Origin of the sequence: Pseudomonas sp. RIT288, from assembly GCF_000631985.1 — a bacterium.
In the GTDB taxonomy this organism is placed as follows: domain Bacteria; phylum Pseudomonadota; class Gammaproteobacteria; order Pseudomonadales; family Pseudomonadaceae; genus Aquipseudomonas.
Genome location: NZ_JFYN01000011.1, coordinates 89,400 through 106,353, shown reverse-complemented (window position 1 = coordinate 106,353; position 16,954 = coordinate 89,400). Strand labels below are relative to the sequence as shown.

The 16,954-nt window shown below is 60.6% G+C and carries 16 protein-coding genes; 14 read left to right on the top strand and 2 right to left on the bottom strand.

Annotation, left to right across the window (positions count from 1 at the left end):
- The first annotated feature begins 46 nt into the window (after positions 1 to 46).
- Positions 47 to 1,612 (top strand): methyl-accepting chemotaxis protein, encoded by a 1,566-nt coding sequence (locus BW33_RS11595; protein ID WP_047599099.1) that lies wholly within the window; start codon positions 47 to 49, stop codon positions 1,610 to 1,612.
- A 280-nt stretch (positions 1,613 to 1,892) separates the two neighbouring features.
- On the opposite strand, the gene BW33_RS11590 is transcribed toward BW33_RS11595, so the two are convergent.
- Positions 1,893 to 2,252 carry a DUF6124 family protein gene (locus tag BW33_RS11590; protein ID WP_047599098.1) on the bottom strand — a complete coding sequence of 120 codons (360 nt, stop codon included), beginning with the start codon at positions 2,250 to 2,252 and terminating at the stop codon, positions 1,893 to 1,895.
- 1,024 nt (positions 2,253 to 3,276) lie between these two features.
- Positions 3,277 to 3,954, bottom strand: coding sequence for an alpha/beta family hydrolase (locus tag BW33_RS11585; protein WP_047599097.1), 678 nt, complete (start codon positions 3,952 to 3,954; stop codon positions 3,277 to 3,279).
- 95 nt (positions 3,955 to 4,049) lie between these two features.
- Here BW33_RS11585 and ccoN (BW33_RS11580) point away from each other — a divergent pair, with 95 nt between their 5' ends.
- The 13 genes from ccoN (BW33_RS11580) (at position 4,050) to BW33_RS11520 (ending at position 16,949) form a co-directional block, all read left to right on the top strand.
- Positions 4,050 to 5,474, top strand: a complete 1,425-nt coding sequence (ccoN, locus tag BW33_RS11580) for a cytochrome-c oxidase, cbb3-type subunit I (RefSeq protein WP_041067879.1) — start codon at positions 4,050 to 4,052, stop codon at positions 5,472 to 5,474.
- A 10-nt stretch (positions 5,475 to 5,484) separates the two neighbouring features.
- Positions 5,485 to 6,093 carry a cytochrome-c oxidase, cbb3-type subunit II gene (gene ccoO, locus BW33_RS11575; RefSeq protein WP_003223389.1) on the top strand — a complete coding sequence of 203 codons (609 nt, stop codon included), beginning with the start codon at positions 5,485 to 5,487 and terminating at the stop codon, positions 6,091 to 6,093.
- A gap of 15 nt (positions 6,094 to 6,108) precedes the next feature.
- On the top strand, positions 6,109 to 6,306 hold the full coding sequence (locus BW33_RS11570) for a cbb3-type cytochrome oxidase subunit 3 (RefSeq protein ID WP_047599122.1): 198 nt from the start codon (positions 6,109 to 6,111) through the stop codon (positions 6,304 to 6,306).
- Positions 6,303 to 7,256, top strand: coding sequence for a cytochrome-c oxidase, cbb3-type subunit III (ccoP, locus tag BW33_RS11565; RefSeq protein ID WP_047599095.1), 954 nt, complete (start codon positions 6,303 to 6,305; stop codon positions 7,254 to 7,256). The genes BW33_RS11570 and ccoP (BW33_RS11565) overlap by 4 nt, the downstream gene beginning before the upstream one ends.
- A 482-nt stretch (positions 7,257 to 7,738) precedes the next feature.
- Positions 7,739 to 9,181, top strand: coding sequence for a cytochrome-c oxidase, cbb3-type subunit I (gene ccoN / locus BW33_RS11560; protein WP_047599094.1), 1,443 nt, complete (start codon positions 7,739 to 7,741; stop codon positions 9,179 to 9,181).
- Entirely contained in the window at positions 9,181 to 9,789 is a 609-nt protein-coding gene (gene ccoO, locus BW33_RS11555) for a cytochrome-c oxidase, cbb3-type subunit II (protein WP_024164411.1), read from the top strand. Before ccoN (BW33_RS11560) ends, ccoO (BW33_RS11555) begins: the two co-directional genes overlap by 1 nt.
- A gap of 6 nt (positions 9,790 to 9,795) precedes the next feature.
- A complete protein-coding gene (locus tag BW33_RS11550) occupies positions 9,796 to 9,981 on the top strand; it encodes a CcoQ/FixQ family Cbb3-type cytochrome c oxidase assembly chaperone (RefSeq protein WP_003175465.1) in 186 nt (61 codons plus the stop codon).
- Entirely contained in the window at positions 9,978 to 10,961 is a 984-nt protein-coding gene (ccoP, locus tag BW33_RS11545; RefSeq protein ID WP_047599091.1) for a cytochrome-c oxidase, cbb3-type subunit III, read from the top strand. Before BW33_RS11550 ends, ccoP (BW33_RS11545) begins: the two co-directional genes overlap by 4 nt.
- A 552-nt stretch (positions 10,962 to 11,513) precedes the next feature.
- A complete protein-coding gene (locus BW33_RS11540; RefSeq protein WP_047599120.1) occupies positions 11,514 to 11,768 on the top strand; it encodes a type II toxin-antitoxin system Phd/YefM family antitoxin in 255 nt (84 codons plus the stop codon).
- The gene (locus BW33_RS11535) at positions 11,768 to 12,178 is read left to right on the top strand and encodes a type II toxin-antitoxin system VapC family toxin (protein WP_047599089.1); all 411 of its coding nucleotides are present in this window, start codon (positions 11,768 to 11,770) and stop codon (positions 12,176 to 12,178) included. The genes BW33_RS11540 and BW33_RS11535 overlap by 1 nt, the downstream gene beginning before the upstream one ends.
- 222 nt (positions 12,179 to 12,400) lie before the next feature.
- The gene (gene ccoG, locus BW33_RS11530; protein ID WP_027613255.1) at positions 12,401 to 13,816 is read left to right on the top strand and encodes a cytochrome c oxidase accessory protein CcoG; all 1,416 of its coding nucleotides are present in this window, start codon (positions 12,401 to 12,403) and stop codon (positions 13,814 to 13,816) included.
- 11 nt (positions 13,817 to 13,827) lie between these two features.
- Positions 13,828 to 14,367 (top strand): FixH family protein, encoded by a 540-nt coding sequence (locus BW33_RS11525; protein ID WP_047599087.1) that lies wholly within the window; start codon positions 13,828 to 13,830, stop codon positions 14,365 to 14,367.
- A 131-nt stretch (positions 14,368 to 14,498) separates the two neighbouring features.
- On the top strand, positions 14,499 to 16,949 hold the full coding sequence (locus tag BW33_RS11520) for a heavy metal translocating P-type ATPase (protein WP_047599086.1): 2,451 nt from the start codon (positions 14,499 to 14,501) through the stop codon (positions 16,947 to 16,949).
- Positions 16,950 to 16,954 lie beyond the last annotated feature (5 nt).

Sequence of the window (16,954 nt, the reverse complement as noted above, 5' to 3'; positions counted from 1 at the left end):
CGTGACAGCGCCGACAACCTTTCAAAGCCTTGCGGATTGAAAAACCATGCGTAATAACCAGCCCATTACACAACGCGAACGGACTTTCCCGGCTCAGCAGCGGTTGATTTCCACAACCGACGCTAAAGGCGTGATCACTTACTGCAACGACGCTTTCGTCGAAATCAGCGGGTTTTCGCGTGAAGAGCTGATCCGTGCGCCGCACAACCTGGTTCGTCACCCCGACGTTCCGGCTGCAGTGTTTTCGCACATGTGGGGCACATTGAAACAAGGCTTGCCATGGATGGGCATTGTCAAGAACCGCTGCAAATCCGGTGACCACTACTGGGTGAACGCCTACGTGACACCGGTGTTCGACGGCAATCAGGTGGTCGGTTACGAGTCGGTGCGGATCAAACCCACCGCCGAACAGATCCGCCGTGCCGAAGCGCTCTACCAACGCATCAACCAAGGCAAGTCGGCGATTCCTTCCAGCGACAAATGGCTGCCGGTGCTGCAAGACTGGCTGCCATTCATTCTGGTCAGCCAGTTGAGCTTCGTGATCGGCGCAACCCTGAACTCGCAATGGGGCTTCGCCCTCGCTGCCGTCCTGTCGGTGCCGCTGGGCCTGATGGGCCTGCAATGGCAGCAACGCGGGCTCAAGCGCCTGCTGCGCCTGGCCGAGCAGACCACCTCCGACCCGCTGATCGCGCAGATGTACACCGACAGCCGTGGCGCGCAGGCGCGTCTGGAAATGTCGATCCTCAGCCAGGAAGCGCGTCTGAAAACCTGCCTGACCCGTCTGCAGGACACTGCCGAGCACCTGACCGATCAGGCCAAGCAGTCCGACACCCTGGCGCACAACAGCTCCAGCGGTCTGGAGCGTCAGCGCGTGGAAACCGAACAGGTCGCCACCGCCGTCAACCAGATGGCCGCCACCACTCAGGAAGTCGCCAGCCACGTGCAGCGCACCGCTGACGCGACGCAGGAAGCCAACCGCCTGACCGGTCGCGGCCGCGACATCGCCGGGGAAACCCGCGAAGCCATCCAGCGTCTGTCGGTGGTGGTCGGCGAAACCGGCCTGACCGTCACGCAACTGGCCAAGGACAGCGACGAAATCGGCGGCGTGGTCGACGTGATCAAAGGCATCGCCGACCAGACCAACCTGCTCGCGCTCAACGCCGCCATCGAAGCCGCACGTGCCGGCGAGATGGGCCGTGGCTTTGCCGTAGTGGCTGACGAAGTCCGTCAACTGGCGCAACGCACCAGCGAATCCACCGGACAGATCCATGCCCTGATCGCCAAGCTGCAGCAGACTGCGAGCAGCGCCGTGCAAACCATGGAAGCCGGGCATCGCCAGGCGGAAGAAGGTGTGGCGCGGGTTCTGGAAGCGGATCAGGCACTGGTCGGCATCAGCGAAGCGGTGGCCAACATCACCGACATGACCACCCAGATCGCTGCAGCGACCGAAGAGCAAAGTGCGGTGGCTGAGGAGATCAGCCGCAACATCAGCAACATTTCGGAACTGGCGGACCAGACGTCCGAGCAAGCGCATAACTCGGCGCTGCTGAGTGAAGAGCTGACCAAGACTGCCAACACGCAATACTCGTTGGTGGAGCGGTTTAACCGCTAAAAGCAAAAGATCGCAGCCTGCGGCAGCTCCTACACCGATCACCTGCAGGAGCTGCCGAAGGCTCGGGCCGCGTTCGGACGATCTTTTGATCTTGAAAGCCCGGATGGCGAAAGCGTCCGGGTTTTTTATTGCCAGTCTGAAACTGATGGTGCCTGGCAGACCGCAATCGCGAGCAGGCTCACTCCTACATTGGTTATGCGGTGACGACAGATTATTTGTCCGACCACGATTCCCTGTAGGAGTGAGCCTGCTCGCGATGAGGCCATAACGGCCAGCAAAATTATTGAGGCAACCGCAGCTTATCCAACAGTCGATTCACTAGCAGCTCGTTCAACATAATCACCTGTTGCAGCGCCAGCAGCGGTTTGCGCTCCGGGCCTTTCACCGAGTTGGCGATATTGCCGGCCATGGCGTTGGCTGATGACAGTGATTCACTGGCTTCGACGAGCAGTGTTTCGTCATCGAGCGTGGGATCGACCATGTAGATGGGGCGGGCCTTGGGTGGGAAGTACTTCGGGATATCGGGGCCGAGGTAATAGTCGAGTGCGCGGTCGGCGGCGTCTTTTGTCTTCTGGGACTCAAGCTCTGGGTCGTGAGGGGCTGGATCGGTTTCTGGTGGGTTGGGCGTGGCTTTGAACATAGATGTAACTCCTATCGCAGATTTCAAGGAGCCATCACCCACGCTACCAAACGATGGGTGGCGGCCATACGCGGGTTGGTAGACCGGCTGCAATAGGAACCCGGCGCTCACGAATGAGCCCCACGCATGACCACCATAAAACCGAGCCCCAAAAAAGGGACTGTATAGGTGTTGCCATACAGCTATTACAGACGGGCTACCAAACCCGATCACTGATTTTCAGTGACAGGGAAACGATATCGCCCGGCCCATAGCCGTGTAAGCCGGCGGATTCTGGCGTACGCGTAGGCAACGGCGCAAGGCGTTGTAGGTCCGGTGGCGTAACGGGTTGTGTGATTTAAACAAACCTGCAGGATTGCGTTTACCGACAGAAAAGTCCGCAAACGGCCTGTTTTTTTATGGTGTCTGTCAGACAGCTTTCGCGAGCAGGCTCGCTCCCACATTTGGACCCGGCGCATCAGTAAGGAATTGGTCGGCTGTAATGCCGCCATCGCTGGCAAGCCAGCTCCCACAATGAATTGAGTGCATTCTGTCAGGAATTAGTTAGATGTCAGGGCGCCATCGCGAGCAGGCTCACTCCTACAGTTGGGTCGGGTGCATCAGTAAGGGAATGGTCGGGTCGTAGGCCGCCATCGCTGGCAGGCCTGCTCCCACAAGATCAAGATCAAAAGATCGCAGCCTTCGGCAGCTCCTACACAGGATGAGCGCAAGCTCGGCTGCGGCTTTTGATCTTGATCCACGGGCGACGTCGGAAGGCTGAGTGGAGGGATTCATCCGGGGGTGGGAGCGCAGCGACCGTTTGGCGCAGCCAAACACAGCGAGAGGAGGTGCAGCGAAGCAAACCGGAGGCGATGCGCCCGGATGGATCCCGCAGCGAAGGAACCCCGAGCCCCAGCGAGCGGGCCGAACGCAGAAGCAAGCCTTTTGGGTTACCTTTTCGGCGTTTGGAAAAGGTGACCCGCCGTAAGGGCGGAACCCTAAGTCGCCGTTACCACAGCAACGGATATACCCCCCCAACCAAACCTCAACGAAGAAACCCGGCAACCTTCTCCACCGCCGAATCCAAATGCTCCGAATGCGTAAACCCGGAAACCTTCAACGGCTTCAAATCATGATCCCCAGAGGCCAACCAGAACACCTCAATATTCGGCGATAGATCGTAAGCCTCGACAGCGTCCCGATTACCCAGCGCATCCCGCTCCCCCTGAACAATCAACGTCCGAGTCCGCAAAGAAACCAGATGCTCAACCCGAGGCTTTTCCGGTTTCCCCACCGCATAAAACGGATAACCCAGGCAAACCAACGCATCAGCGCCCAACTCGTCAGCCAAAAGACTGGCCATCCGCCCGCCCATGGACTTGCCGCCAATCGCCAAAACCCCAGCGACATGAAGTCGCACCAAGCCATAAACCTCACGCCAGCATTCAAGCAGTTTCGGCGCCGGATCAGGCGGACGCTTGCCACCGTCGATACGCCGCTGCGCCATGTAAGGAAACTCAAACCGCAACACGTTGATACCAAGCCCGGCAAGGCGCCCAGCCGTATCGTTCATCCAGTCACTGTCCATCGGCGCGCCCGCACCATGAGCCAGGATCAGCGTCGCCGAAGCCTCGCCAACAGCCGCATCCCAAAGCCACCCATGATCACGCACGCACTGCGCCCATTGATCCCCGTCAATACTGGCCTTGTGCTGTTTGTCCATGCTTGCCTCGCTTTTAGTCTGCCTATAACTCCAGACGAAGGATTCGCGGCGTTTTCTGCGCGCGCTCACTTCGGCTGAACCGTGGATGGGGAACCATGAACACTTCTATCAGTACCGCCTACAACTACAAGGTGGTCCGCCAATTCGCCATTATGACGGTGGTGTGGGGCATCGTCGGCATGGGGCTCGGGGTTTTTCTCGCGGCCCAATTGGTCTGGCCGGAACTCAACTTCAATTTGCCCTGGACCAGTTTCGGCCGTCTCCGCCCGTTGCACACCAACGCGGTGATCTTCGCGTTCGGTGGCTGCGCGCTGTTCGCCAGTTCGTTCTACTCGGTGCAGCGCACCTGCCAGACGCAATTGTTCGCGCCGAAAATCGCCGCGTTCTGCTTCTGGGGCTGGCAACTGGTGATCCTGCTGGCGGCGATCAGCCTGCCACTGGGTTACACCAGCTCCAAGGAATACGCCGAACTGGAATGGCCGATCGACATCCTGATCACCATCGTCTGGGTCGCCTACGCCATCGTGTTCTTCGGCACGATCATGCAGCGCAAGACCAAGCACATCTACGTCGGCAACTGGTTCTTCGGCGCGTTCATCATCACCGTGGCGATTCTGCACATCGTCAACAACCTTGAGTTGCCGGTGAGCTTCACCAAGTCCTACTCGGTGTACGCCGGTGCGACCGATGCGATGGTGCAATGGTGGTACGGCCACAACGCCGTAGGCTTTTTCCTCACCGCCGGTTTCCTCGGGATGATGTATTACTTCGTGCCGAAACAGGCCGAGCGTCCGGTGTATTCGTATCGCCTGTCGATCGTGCACTTCTGGGCACTGATCACCCTGTACATCTGGGCCGGCCCGCACCACCTGCACTACACCGCGCTGCCGGACTGGGCACAGTCGCTGGGCATGGTGATGTCGCTGATTCTGCTGGCACCGAGCTGGGGCGGCATGATCAACGGCATGATGACCCTCTCGGGCGCCTGGCATAAGCTGCGCAGCGACCCGATCCTGCGTTTCCTCGTGGTCTCACTGGCGTTCTACGGCATGTCGACCTTCGAAGGTCCGATGATGGCGATCAAGACCGTCAACGCCCTCTCCCACTACACCGACTGGACCATCGGCCACGTACATGCCGGCGCTCTCGGCTGGGTGGCGATGATCTCGATCGGCGCCCTGTACCACATGATCCCGAAAGTCTTCGGCAAAGAGCAGATGCACAGCATCGGCCTGATCAACGCGCACTTCTGGCTCGCGACCATTGGCACCGTGCTCTACATCGCCTCGATGTGGGTCAACGGCATCGCCCAGGGCCTGATGTGGCGCGCAGTCAACGAGGACGGCACGCTGACCTACTCCTTCGTCGAAACCCTGGTGGCCAGCCACCCAGGCTTCATCGTGCGTCTGGTGGGTGGGGCGATCTTCCTCAGCGGCATGTTCCTGATGGCTTACAACACCTGGCGCACCGTGCGGGCCTCGCAGCCTGCTGACGTCGTTGCTGCCGCGCAGATGGCCTGAGGAGTCCGCCATGAAACACGAAACGATTGAAAAGAACGTCGGCCTGCTGATGCTGCTGATGGTGTTCGCCGTGAGCATCGGCGGCCTGACCCAGATCGTCCCGCTGTTCTTCCAGGACGTCACCAACAAACCGGTGGAAGGCATGAAGCCTTACACCGCGCTGCAACTGGAAGGCCGCGACATCTACATCCGCGAAGGCTGCGTCGGTTGCCACTCGCAGATGATCCGTCCGTTCCGCGCCGAAACCGAGCGCTACGGGCACTACTCGGTAGCCGGTGAAAGCGTCTGGGATCACCCGTTTCTGTGGGGCTCGAAACGTACCGGGCCGGACCTCGCCCGGGTCGGCGCGCGTTACTCGGATGACTGGCACCGCGCGCACTTGTACAACCCGCGCAACGTCGTGCCTGAGTCGAAGATGCCGGCCTACCCGTGGCTGGTGACGCAAGCGGTCGACAGCAGCCACACCGAAACCAAGCTCAAGACCATGCGCACCCTCGGCGTGCCGTACACCGACGACGACATCAGCGGCGCGGTCGCCAGCCTCAAGGGCAAGACCGAAATGGACGCTCTCGTCTCCTACCTGCAAGTGCTTGGCACTGCGATCAAGAGCAAGAGGTGAGCCATGGTCACTGAAATGGGCTTTGAAATAAGTGCAGGGCTGATTCGCGGCCTCGGCACCGTCGTGGTGTTCGTCGCGTTCGTCGGCCTGACGATCTGGGTGTTCAACCGCAAGCGCACCCCGGAGTTCGCCGAAGCGCGCCTGCTGCCGTTCGCCGACGAGCCGCAACCCGACATTACCCCAGCATCTGAACCAAGGAGTACCCGGCCATGACCACCTTCTGGAGTACGTGGATCTGCGTACTGACCATCGGCAGCCTGATCGGCCTGACCTGGCTGCTGATCGGCACCCGCCGGGGCGAGACCAAGGGCAGCGTCGACCAGACCATGGGCCACAGTTTCGACGGCATCGAGGAGTACGACAACCCGCTGCCGCAGTGGTGGTTCATGCTGTTCGCCGGCACGCTGGTGTTTTCCGTGGGCTATCTGATCCTGTATCCGGGCCTGGGCAACTGGAAAGGCGTTCTGCCCGGCTACGAGGACGGCTGGACCGGCGTCCACGAATGGGAAAAGGAAATGAACAAGGCTGACGCGAAGTTCGGGCCGATCTTCGCCAAGTTTGCCGCCATGCCGGTGGAAGAAGTGGCGAAGGATCCGCAGGCGCTGAAAATGGGTGGCCGGCTGTTCGCGTCCAACTGCTCGGTGTGCCACGGTTCCGACGCCAAGGGCGCTTTCGGCTTCCCTAACCTGGCCGACAAGGACTGGCGCTGGGGCGGCGATGCCGAAACCATCAAGACCACCATCATGGGTGGCCGGATGGCGGCGATGCCGGCCTGGGGCGAAGTGCTGGGCGAAGCCGGGGTGAAGAACGTCGCGGCGTATGTGCGTCGCGAACTGGCCGGCCTGCCGCTGCCAGCAGACAGCAAGGCTGACCTGCAAGCCGGACAGCAAGCGTTCAGCACCACCTGCGTAGCCTGTCATGGGGCAACCGGCCACGGCACTGAAGCCATGGGGGCGCCGAATCTGACGCACCCGGCCGGATTTATCTATGGCACGAGTCTGACGCAGCTTGAGCAGACCATTCGCCACGGTCGCCAGGGCCACATGCCGGCACAGAACGAACTGCTGGGCAACGATAAAGTGCAATTACTGGCCGCTTATGTGTACAGCCTTTCGCACGGACTGAATACAGAAAAACTGATTACTGAAGACAACAAACAGTAAGCATTGCACACAAATATGCCGCGCCGTTCTCGGTGCGGCAGCACCCCGCCCCTTTGCGACGCATTGTCGCACCCCGTCACACCCTCTCCTTTCGGTTCCCCGGATTCGGGTCTACGCTTGCTCGATGCGGACTGGCTTGTGCTGGTTCCAGGTCAACGCTGACTGCTGTGTTCTGCGAACCGGCTGACTGATGTGGCCGCAAACGCCGGTAGATACCGGCTGTCGTGCCATTTACCGTCCGTCACCCGAACTGAGCGTTTGAACACACCCCGTTACAAGCGACCTGATCCCCTCGCTTTTTTCGTCCGCTGCGACATTTTGTCCGAGGCCAATTTTGACCTTACGCGGCGTATGGAAAGGCCGCAGAATCAGCGTTGGAAAGCATTGACCCAGGTCATGGCGCGTTGCAATGACCCCCTGCTCTCTGCATACTTGCGGCCGATTTTAATCCTAATAAAACACCCAAACCGTGGAACCTTAGAATGAGCACAGCAATCAGTCCGACTGCTTATAACTATAAGGTAGTCCGCCAGTTCGCCATCATGACGGTGGTCTGGGGGATCCTTGGCATGGGGCTCGGTGTCTTCATCGCCTCGCAACTGGTCTGGCCGGAGTTGAACTTCGGTCTGCCGTGGACGAGCTTTGGACGCCTGCGCCCGTTGCACACAAACCTGGTGATTTTCGCCTTCGGTGGTTGTGCACTGTTTGCCACTTCCTACTATGTCGTGCAGCGAACCTGCCAGACGCGACTGATCTCCGACAGCCTCGCCGCCTTCACCTTCTGGGGCTGGCAAGCGGTTATCGTCGGCGCAATCATTACCTTGCCGCTGGGTTACACCACCACCAAGGAATACGCCGAACTGGAATGGCCGCTCGCCATTCTGCTGGCCATTGTCTGGGTCTCCTACGGGCTGGTGTTCTTTGGCACCATCACCAAGCGCAAGACCAAGCACATCTATGTCGGCAACTGGTTCTACGGCGCCTTCATCGTCGTGACCGCAATGCTGCACATCGTCAACCACGCCTCCTTGCCGGTGAGTTTCTTCAAGTCCTACTCTGCCTACTCGGGCGCGACCGACGCGATGATCCAGTGGTGGTACGGCCACAACGCCGTGGGTTTCTTCCTGACCACCGGCTTCCTCGGGATGATGTACTACTTCGTGCCGAAACAGGCCGAACGTCCGATCTACTCCTATCGCCTGTCGATCGTGCACTTCTGGGCACTGATCACCCTGTACATCTGGGCCGGCCCGCACCACCTGCACTACACCGCACTGCCGGATTGGGCACAGTCGCTGGGCATGGCGATGTCGATCATCCTGCTGGCGCCAAGCTGGGGCGGCATGATCAACGGCATGATGACCCTGTCGGGCGCCTGGCATAAGCTGCGCACCGACCCGATCCTGCGCTTCCTCGTGGTGTCGCTGGCGTTCTACGGCATGTCGACCTTTGAGGGTCCGATGATGGCGATCAAGACCGTCAACTCGCTCTCGCACTACACCGACTGGACCATCGGCCACGTACACGCCGGCGCGCTGGGCTGGGTGGCGATGATTTCGATCGGCGCGATCTACCACATGATCCCGAAACTGTTCGGCCGTGCGCAGATGCACAGCGTCGGCCTGATCAACGCGCACTTCTGGCTCGCGACCATCGGCACCGTGCTGTACATCGCCTCGATGTGGGTCAACGGCATCACTCAGGGCCTGATGTGGCGTGCAATCAACGATGACGGCACCCTCACCTACTCGTTCGTCGAAGCGCTGCAAGCCAGCCACCCGGGCTACATCGTCCGTGCCCTGGGCGGTGCTTTCTTCGCCAGCGGCATGTTCCTGATGGCTTACAACGTCTGGCGCACCGTGCGCGCCTCGAACCCGGCTGAAGCCGAAGCCGCCGCCCAGATCGCTGTCGTTGGAGCTCACTGATGAAGCATGAAGCTGTCGAGAAGAATATTGGCCTGCTGGCCTTCTTCATGGTCATCGCCGTCAGCATTGGCGGCCTGACCCAGATCGTTCCGCTGTTCTTCCAGGACGTCACCAACAAGCCGGTTGAGGGCATGAAGCCGCGTTCGGCACTGGAACTGGAGGGCCGCGACGTCTACATCGCCAACGGTTGTGTCGGCTGCCACTCGCAGATGATCCGTCCGTTCCGCGCTGAAACCGAACGCTACGGCCACTACTCGGTCGCAGGTGAAAGCGTCTGGGACCACCCGTTCCTGTGGGGTTCCAAACGTACCGGTCCGGACCTGGCTCGCGTGGGCGGTCGTTACTCCGATGACTGGCAGCGTGCGCACCTGTACAACCCGCGCAACGTGGTGCCTGAGTCGAAAATGCCGGCTTACCCGTTCCTCGTGGAAAACAAGCTCGACGGCAAAGACACGGCCAAGAAAATGGAAGTGTTGCGCACGCTCGGCGTCCCTTACACCGACGAAGACATCGCCGGTGCAAAAGATGCCGTGAAGGGCAAAACCGAAATGGACGCGCTGGTGGCCTACCTTCAGGGCCTGGGCACCATCATCAAAAGCAAACGGTGATTCTTCATGGATATCGGGATGATTCGCGGCCTGGGCACCGTTGTCGTGATGGTGGCCTTCATCGGTTTGGCGTTATGGGTATTCAGCCCCAAGCGCAAGTCGGAGTTTGAAGACGCAACCTTGCTGCCTTTTGCGGATGATCCCGAAGCCATCAAGCACGTCGAGCAAGCTTCTAGGAGTAACAAAGAATGACTACATTCTGGAGTCTGTACGTCACAGTCCTCAGTCTCGGTACGATCTTTTCCCTGACCTGGCTGCTGCTGTCGACCCGCAAGGGCCAGCGCAGCGAGCAGACGGAAGAGACGGTGGGCCACTCCTTCGACGGGATCGAGGAGTACGACAACCCACTGCCGAAATGGTGGTTCATGCTGTTCGTGGGCACCATTGTGTTTGCCCTCGGTTATCTGGTGCTGTACCCGGGCCTGGGCAACTGGAAAGGCCTGCTGCCGGGCTACAACTACCTTGATACCGACAAGCAGACCGCGTTCGCCAACGGCCAGACCGGCTGGACCGGCGTGCACGAATGGGAAAAGGAAATGGCCCGCTCGGACGCCAGGTTCGGTCCGATCTTCGCCAAGTTCGCGGCGATGCCGATCGAGGAAGTCGCCAAGGATCCGCAAGCGCTGAAGATGGGTGGCCGTCTGTTCGCCTCCAACTGCTCGGTCTGCCACGGTTCCGACGCCAAGGGTGCCTACGGCTTCCCGAACCTGACCGACGCCGACTGGCGCTGGGGCGGCGAGCCGGAAACCATCAAGACCACCATCATGGGCGGCCGTCACGCAGTGATGCCGGCCTGGGCCGAAGTCATTGGCGAACAAGGCGTAGCCGACGTCGCAGCTTTCGTGGTGACTCAACTTGATGGCCGCAAACTGCCGGAAGGCACCAAGGCTGACCCGGCCAACGGCCAGAAACTGTTCGCCGCCAACTGCGTGGCCTGCCACGGTCCATCAGGCAAAGGCACCCCGGCCATGGGCGCGCCTGACCTGACCCACCCGGCCGCGTTCATCTACGGTTCGAGCTTCGCACAACTGCAGCAGACCATCCGTTACGGCCGTCAGGGCCAGATGCCTGCGCAGGAACAACTGCAAGGCAACGACAAGGTGCACCTGCTGGCAGCGTACGTCTACAGCCTGTCCCACGGTGAAAAAGCGCCGGAAGCCGAGACCCGGTAAGGCCAACGCCTGACGCAAAATAAAGCCCCCGCCAGTGCTCTGGCGGGGGCTTTTTTATGGGCGACACCCTTGCGTTTCATACCTTGAGACACATGCCTGATGGACTCGATCCACCATGCTCTGTAGGGTCTTCCGCAGCCCGATGATCGGCATCGGAGCCACTTCAAGGATGAAGCCTCCATGTTGAATCACCACAAGACCCGTCTCCCGGTTGATCAGCCTCTTACTGAATCTGATCAGCCAATCGAATCATCGGAAAACCCCGTGAAATCCATTGCCGTAACACTCGGTAATCCGTTGCAACCCGATTCCAAGAGCACCACAAACCCCCACAGAAATACCGACAGTCTCGAGAGACTAGGCGGCAGGCTTCCCTGAGTCTTGAAGCCACGTCTGAATCAACCCGATCCGGCCTGCGCCTTGTGCGAGGGTGGCTCGACTAATGCCAGCCACGGACCGACCAACGGACGGCTGAGTTCTGTCTTCCTCGATTGCCGCCCCCAAGGCGAAGTAGTAACGTTGCTACATCTGTATTGCGAGAGGTCAACCATGATGGCAATCACCACCATCTCCAGCCGTGAATTCAATCAGGACACCAGCAGCGCCAAAAAGGCTGCGCGTCTGGGTCCAGTGATCATCACCGACCGTGGCAAGGCCTCTCATGTCCTGTTGAGCATTGAGGAATATCAGAAACTGAGTGGCGCAAACACGAGCATTGTCGATCTGTTGGTCATGCCGGAGGCTGCCGACATCGATTTCGAAACCGAGCGCGCAGTCATCATTCATCGTCCCGTGGATCTGTCCTGATGTATTTACTCGACACCAATGTGATTTCCGAACTTCGCAAGCCGCAAGCCGATGCCAATGTGGTCAGTTGGGCCAAAGGCATCATCGCCCCACGCCTGTACATCTCCGCCATTACTTTGAAAGAACTGGAAACCGGAGTACTGCGAATGGAACGGCGTGATCCTGTTCAAGGAAAGCTGTTGCGCAGTTGGCTGACGCGTCACGTCATGCCGGCATTCGAAGCCCGAATCCTGCCGGTCGATGCCGCGGTGGCACTGCGTTGTGCCAGCCTGCATGTGCCCGACCAGGCCAATGAAAGCGATGCGTTGATCGCTGCCACGGCCCTGGTGCATGGACTCACGGTGGTCACGCGCAATGTCAGTGATTTCCGTTCGAGCGGCGTCGCCCTGATCAACCCGTGGGAACAATGAATTAGCCGCCACCCCAAAACCGTCCATACTCAACAAGTCAATTGATCTGCATCAGGCTTTACTGCATTCGCTACACCAATAATGCTTTTTCCCCAACGCGACCAAAGGTCGCACCCTTGAGTTAGAGCGACAGGCGTATCATTGCGCCACTGCGACACCCCTTTCTGACCGCGGTCGGCACGTATCGACCGAGGCATTTGTCCACTGCCGTGGGATGCAATGATGAGCAACCAGATTCCGGTACACGACGTCACACCACCGAGCAAAAACGCGAACAACAGCGTCGATCTTTACGCCTCTCGAGAAAAAATCTATACCCGTGCCTTCACCGGCCTGTTTCGCAATCTGCGGATGATCGGCGGCGCCGCGCTGTTCCTGCTGTATTTCGGTACGGTCTGGCTGAACTGGGGCGGGCATCAGGCGGTGTGGTGGAACCTGCCGGAACGCAAGTTCTTCATCTTTGGTGCGACCTTCTGGCCGCAGGACTTCATTCTGCTGTCGGGGCTGCTGATCATTGCGGCGTTCGGTCTGTTCTTCATCACCGTTTACGCCGGCCGCGTCTGGTGCGGCTACACCTGCCCGCAAAGCGTGTGGACGTGGATTTTCATGTGGTGCGAGAAGGTCACCGAAGGCGACCGCAACCAGCGCATCAAGCTCGATAAAGCGCCGATGAGCGGCAACAAGTTCCTGCGCAAGCTCGCCAAGCATTCGCTATGGCTGCTGATTGGCTTCGTCACCGGCATGACCTTCGTCGGCTACTTCTCGCCAATCCGCGAACTGGTGTTCGAGTTCTTCACTGGTCAGGCCGATGGCTGGTCGTATTTCTGGGTCGGTTTCTTCACCCTCGCCACCTACGGCAACGCCGGCTGGCTGCGCGAGCAGGTGTGCATCTACATGTGCCCGTACGCACGTTTCCAGAGCGTGATGTTCGACAAGGACACCCTGATCGTTTCCTACGACCCGCGTCGCGGCGAAAGCCGTGGCCCGCGCAAGAAAGGTGTCGATTACAAGGCCATGGGTCTGGGCGATTGCATCGATTGCACCATGTGCGTTCAGGTGTGCCCGACCGGTATCGACATCCGTGACGGTCTGCAGATCGAGTGCATCGGTTGCGCCGCGTGCATCGACGCCTGCGACGCAATCATGGACAAGATGGACTACCCGCGCGGCCTCATCAGCTACACCACCGAACACAACCTGTCCGGCCAGAAAACCCATAAACTGCGGCCGCGCCTGATCGGCTATGCAGTGGTGCTGCTGGCGATGATCAGCCTGCTGGTGACAGCGTTCTTCATGCGTTCGCTGGTCGGTTTCGACGTCAGTAAAGACCGCGTGCTATACCGCGAGAACGCCGAAGGCAGAATCGAAAACGTCTACAGCCTGAAGATCATGAACAAGGATCAGCGCGACCACACCTACGTGCTGGAAGCCGCCGGCCTGCCGGATCTGCGCCTGCAAGGCAAACGCGAGATCAAGGTGCCGGCCGGCGAAATCTTCAGCATGCCGGTGGAACTGTCGAGCGCTCCGGAACAATTGCCGTCGAGCACCAACGAGGTGAAATTCATCCTCAAGGACGCCGACGACGACAGCGTCCACGTTGAAGCCAAGAGCCGATTCATCGGCCCACAAACCCGTTGAGAGAACTGAACATGCCCGCAGCAAACGCCGCCAGCCCTTGGTACAAGCACCTTTGGCCATGGATCATCATCGGGATTCTGGCCTGTTCGGTGACCTTGACCCTGTCGATGGTGACCATTGCGGTGAACAACCCGGACAACCTGGTCAACGACAACTACTACGAGGCCGGCAAAGGCATCAACCGCTCACTGGATCGCGAGCTGCTGGCGCAGGATCTGAAGATGCGCGCCAGCGTGCATCTGGATGAGCTCACCGGCGAAGTCGACCTGCGCCTGAGCGGTGACAGCCAGCCGAAAACCCTGGAACTGAACCTGATCTCGCCGACCCAACCGGAGAAGGATCGCAAGATCGTCCTGACCCGCAGCGAAACCGAAGCCGGCCGTTACATCGGCCAGTTGGGCGACAAGGTCGAAGGCCGGCGTTTTGTCGAATTGCTGGGCACTCAGGACGACCACGTGTGGCGCATGTTCGAAGAAGAACAGGTCAGCCACGACAAGGATCTGCTGCTCGGTGACGAACCGCTGCAGGGCGCCGAAGACCTGAAGAAGTAAACCGAACCCTGTAGTAGCTGCCGCAGGCTGCGATCTTTTGATCTTGCTCTAAAAAAACAAAATCAAAAGATCGCAGCCTGCGGCAGCTCCTACAGGGATGGTGTTGATTCAGCAGTATTAGCGAATATTCGATGACCACCCCACTCCCCTGCTACCACTGCGCCCTGCCCGTCCCGTCGGGCAGTCGCTTCACCGCCGTCGTGCTCGGGGAGTCCCGCGAGTTCTGCTGCCCCGGCTGCCAGGCCGTGGCCGAAGCCATCGTTGCCGGTGGCCTGGAAAGCTATTACCAGCATCGCAGCGAAGCCTCGGCCAACCCCGAAGCCTTGCCGGTGCAATTGACCGATGAACTGGTGCTGTACGACCGCGCCGACGTGCAAAAACCCTTCGTCCGTCACGAGGGCGAACTCGCCGAAACCACCCTGCTCATGGAAGGCATCAGTTGCGCCGCCTGCGGCTGGCTGATCGAGAAACACTTGCGCACCCTGCCGGCAGTGTCCGAGGCGCGGCTGAATCTGTCCAACCATCGCCTGCATGTGCAGTGGGCCGACGGGCAGTTGCCGCTGAGTCAGATCCTCGCCGAGCTGCGCCACATCGGTTACGCCGCCCATCCGTATCAGGCCGACCGCGCCAGCGAGCAACTGGCCAGTGAAAACCGTCAGGCCCTGCGCCAGCTCGGCGTCGCCGGATTGCTGTGGTTCCAGGCGATGATGGCGACCATGGCCACCTGGCCGGAATTCAACATCGACCTCAGCCCCGAACTGCACACTATCCTGCGCTGGGTCGCGCTGTTCCTCACCACACCGATCGTGTTTTACAGCTGCGCGCCGTTCTTCAAAGGCGCCATGCGTGACTTGCGCACCCGCCACCTGACCATGGACGTCTCGGTGTCTTTAGCCATCGGCAGCGCCTACATCGCCGGGATCTGGACCTCGATCACCGGCGTCGGCGAGCTGTATTTCGATGCGGTCGGGATGTTTGCGCTGTTCCTGCTCGCCGGGCGCTATCTGGAACGCCGTGCCCGCGAACGCACCGCCGCTGCCACCGCGCAGCTTGTGAACCTGTTGCCGGCCTCATGCCTGCGCCTCGACGCCAATGGCCAGAGCGAACGCATCCTGCTCAGCGAACTGCGCCTGGGCGACCGGGTGCTGGTGCAACCGGGTTCGATCCTGCCGGCGGATGGCAAGATCCTCGACGGCCAGTCAAGCATCGACGAATCGCTGCTGACCGGCGAATACCTGCCACAACCGCGCACGCTGGGCGATGCGGTCACCGCCGGTACGCTGAACGTCGAGGGCGCGCTCACCGTCGAGGTACTGGCGCTGGGTCAGGACACGCGCCTGTCGGCCATCGTCCGCCTGCTCGATCGCGCCCAGGCCGAGAAGCCGCGACTGGCAGAAATCGCCGACCGCGCCGCGCAATGGTTTCTGCTGTTGTCGCTGATTGCGGCGGCGGCCATCGGCCTGTTGTGGTGGCAGCTGGATGCGTCGCGGGCATTCTGGATCGTCCTGGCGATGCTGGTCGCGACCTGCCCTTGCGCGCTGTCGCTGGCGACCCCGACGGCGTTGACCGCTGCCACTGGCACGCTGCACAAACTCGGCCTGTTGCTGACGCGCGGCCATGTGCTGGAAGGCCTGAACCAGATCGACACGGTGATCTTCGACAAGACCGGCACCCTCACCGAGGGGCGGCTGGTTTTGCGTTCGATCCGCCCACTGGGCACGTTGAACAGCGACCAGTACCTGAGCCTTGCCGCCGCCCTCGAAAATCGTTCGGAACACCCGATTGCCCGCGCCTTCGGTCGCGCGCCACTGGCTGCTGACGAAGTGCACAGCACGCCGGGACTCGGCCTCGAAGGACGGGTCGGCACGCAGCGCTTGCGCATCGGTCAGGCGGAGTTTGTCTGTGCCCTCAGCGGTTCGCCGCTGCCCGCGATGCCGGATGAACCGGGCCAGTGGCTGCTGCTCGGCGATGACTCGGCAGCGTTGGCGTGGTTCGTTCTCGACGACCGCCTGCGCGACGATGCGCCCGCCCTGCTCGCCGCCTGCAAGGCCCGTGGCTGGCGCACACTGCTGCTGTCCGGCGACAGCTCGCCGATGGTCGCCAGTGTCGCCGCCGAACTGGGCATCGACGAGGCACGTGGCGGTCTGCGCCCGGACGACAAATTGCAGGTGCTGCAACAGTTGCATCAAGAAGGACGCAAGGTGTTGATGCTCGGCGATGGCGTGAACGATGTGCCGGTGCTGGCCGCTGCCGATATCAGCGTGGCCATGGGGTCGGCCACCGATCTGGCGAAAACCAGTGCCGATGCGGTGCTGCTGTCCAACCGCCTCGACGCGCTGGTGCAAGCCTTTACCTTGGCGCGCAGAACCCGTCGGGTAATCATCGAGAACCTGCTGTGGGCGGCGCTGTACAATGGCCTCATGTTGCCGTTCGCCGCCCTCGGCTGGATCACCCCGGTGTGGGCCGCGGTCGGCATGTCGATCAGTTCGTTGACCGTGGTGCTCAACGCCCTGCGCCTGACTCGCCTGCCGAGCGCGCCGGTCGCCGGCCCCCGTTCAGAAACCCGCCCGTTGCCGGCCTGAGCCGC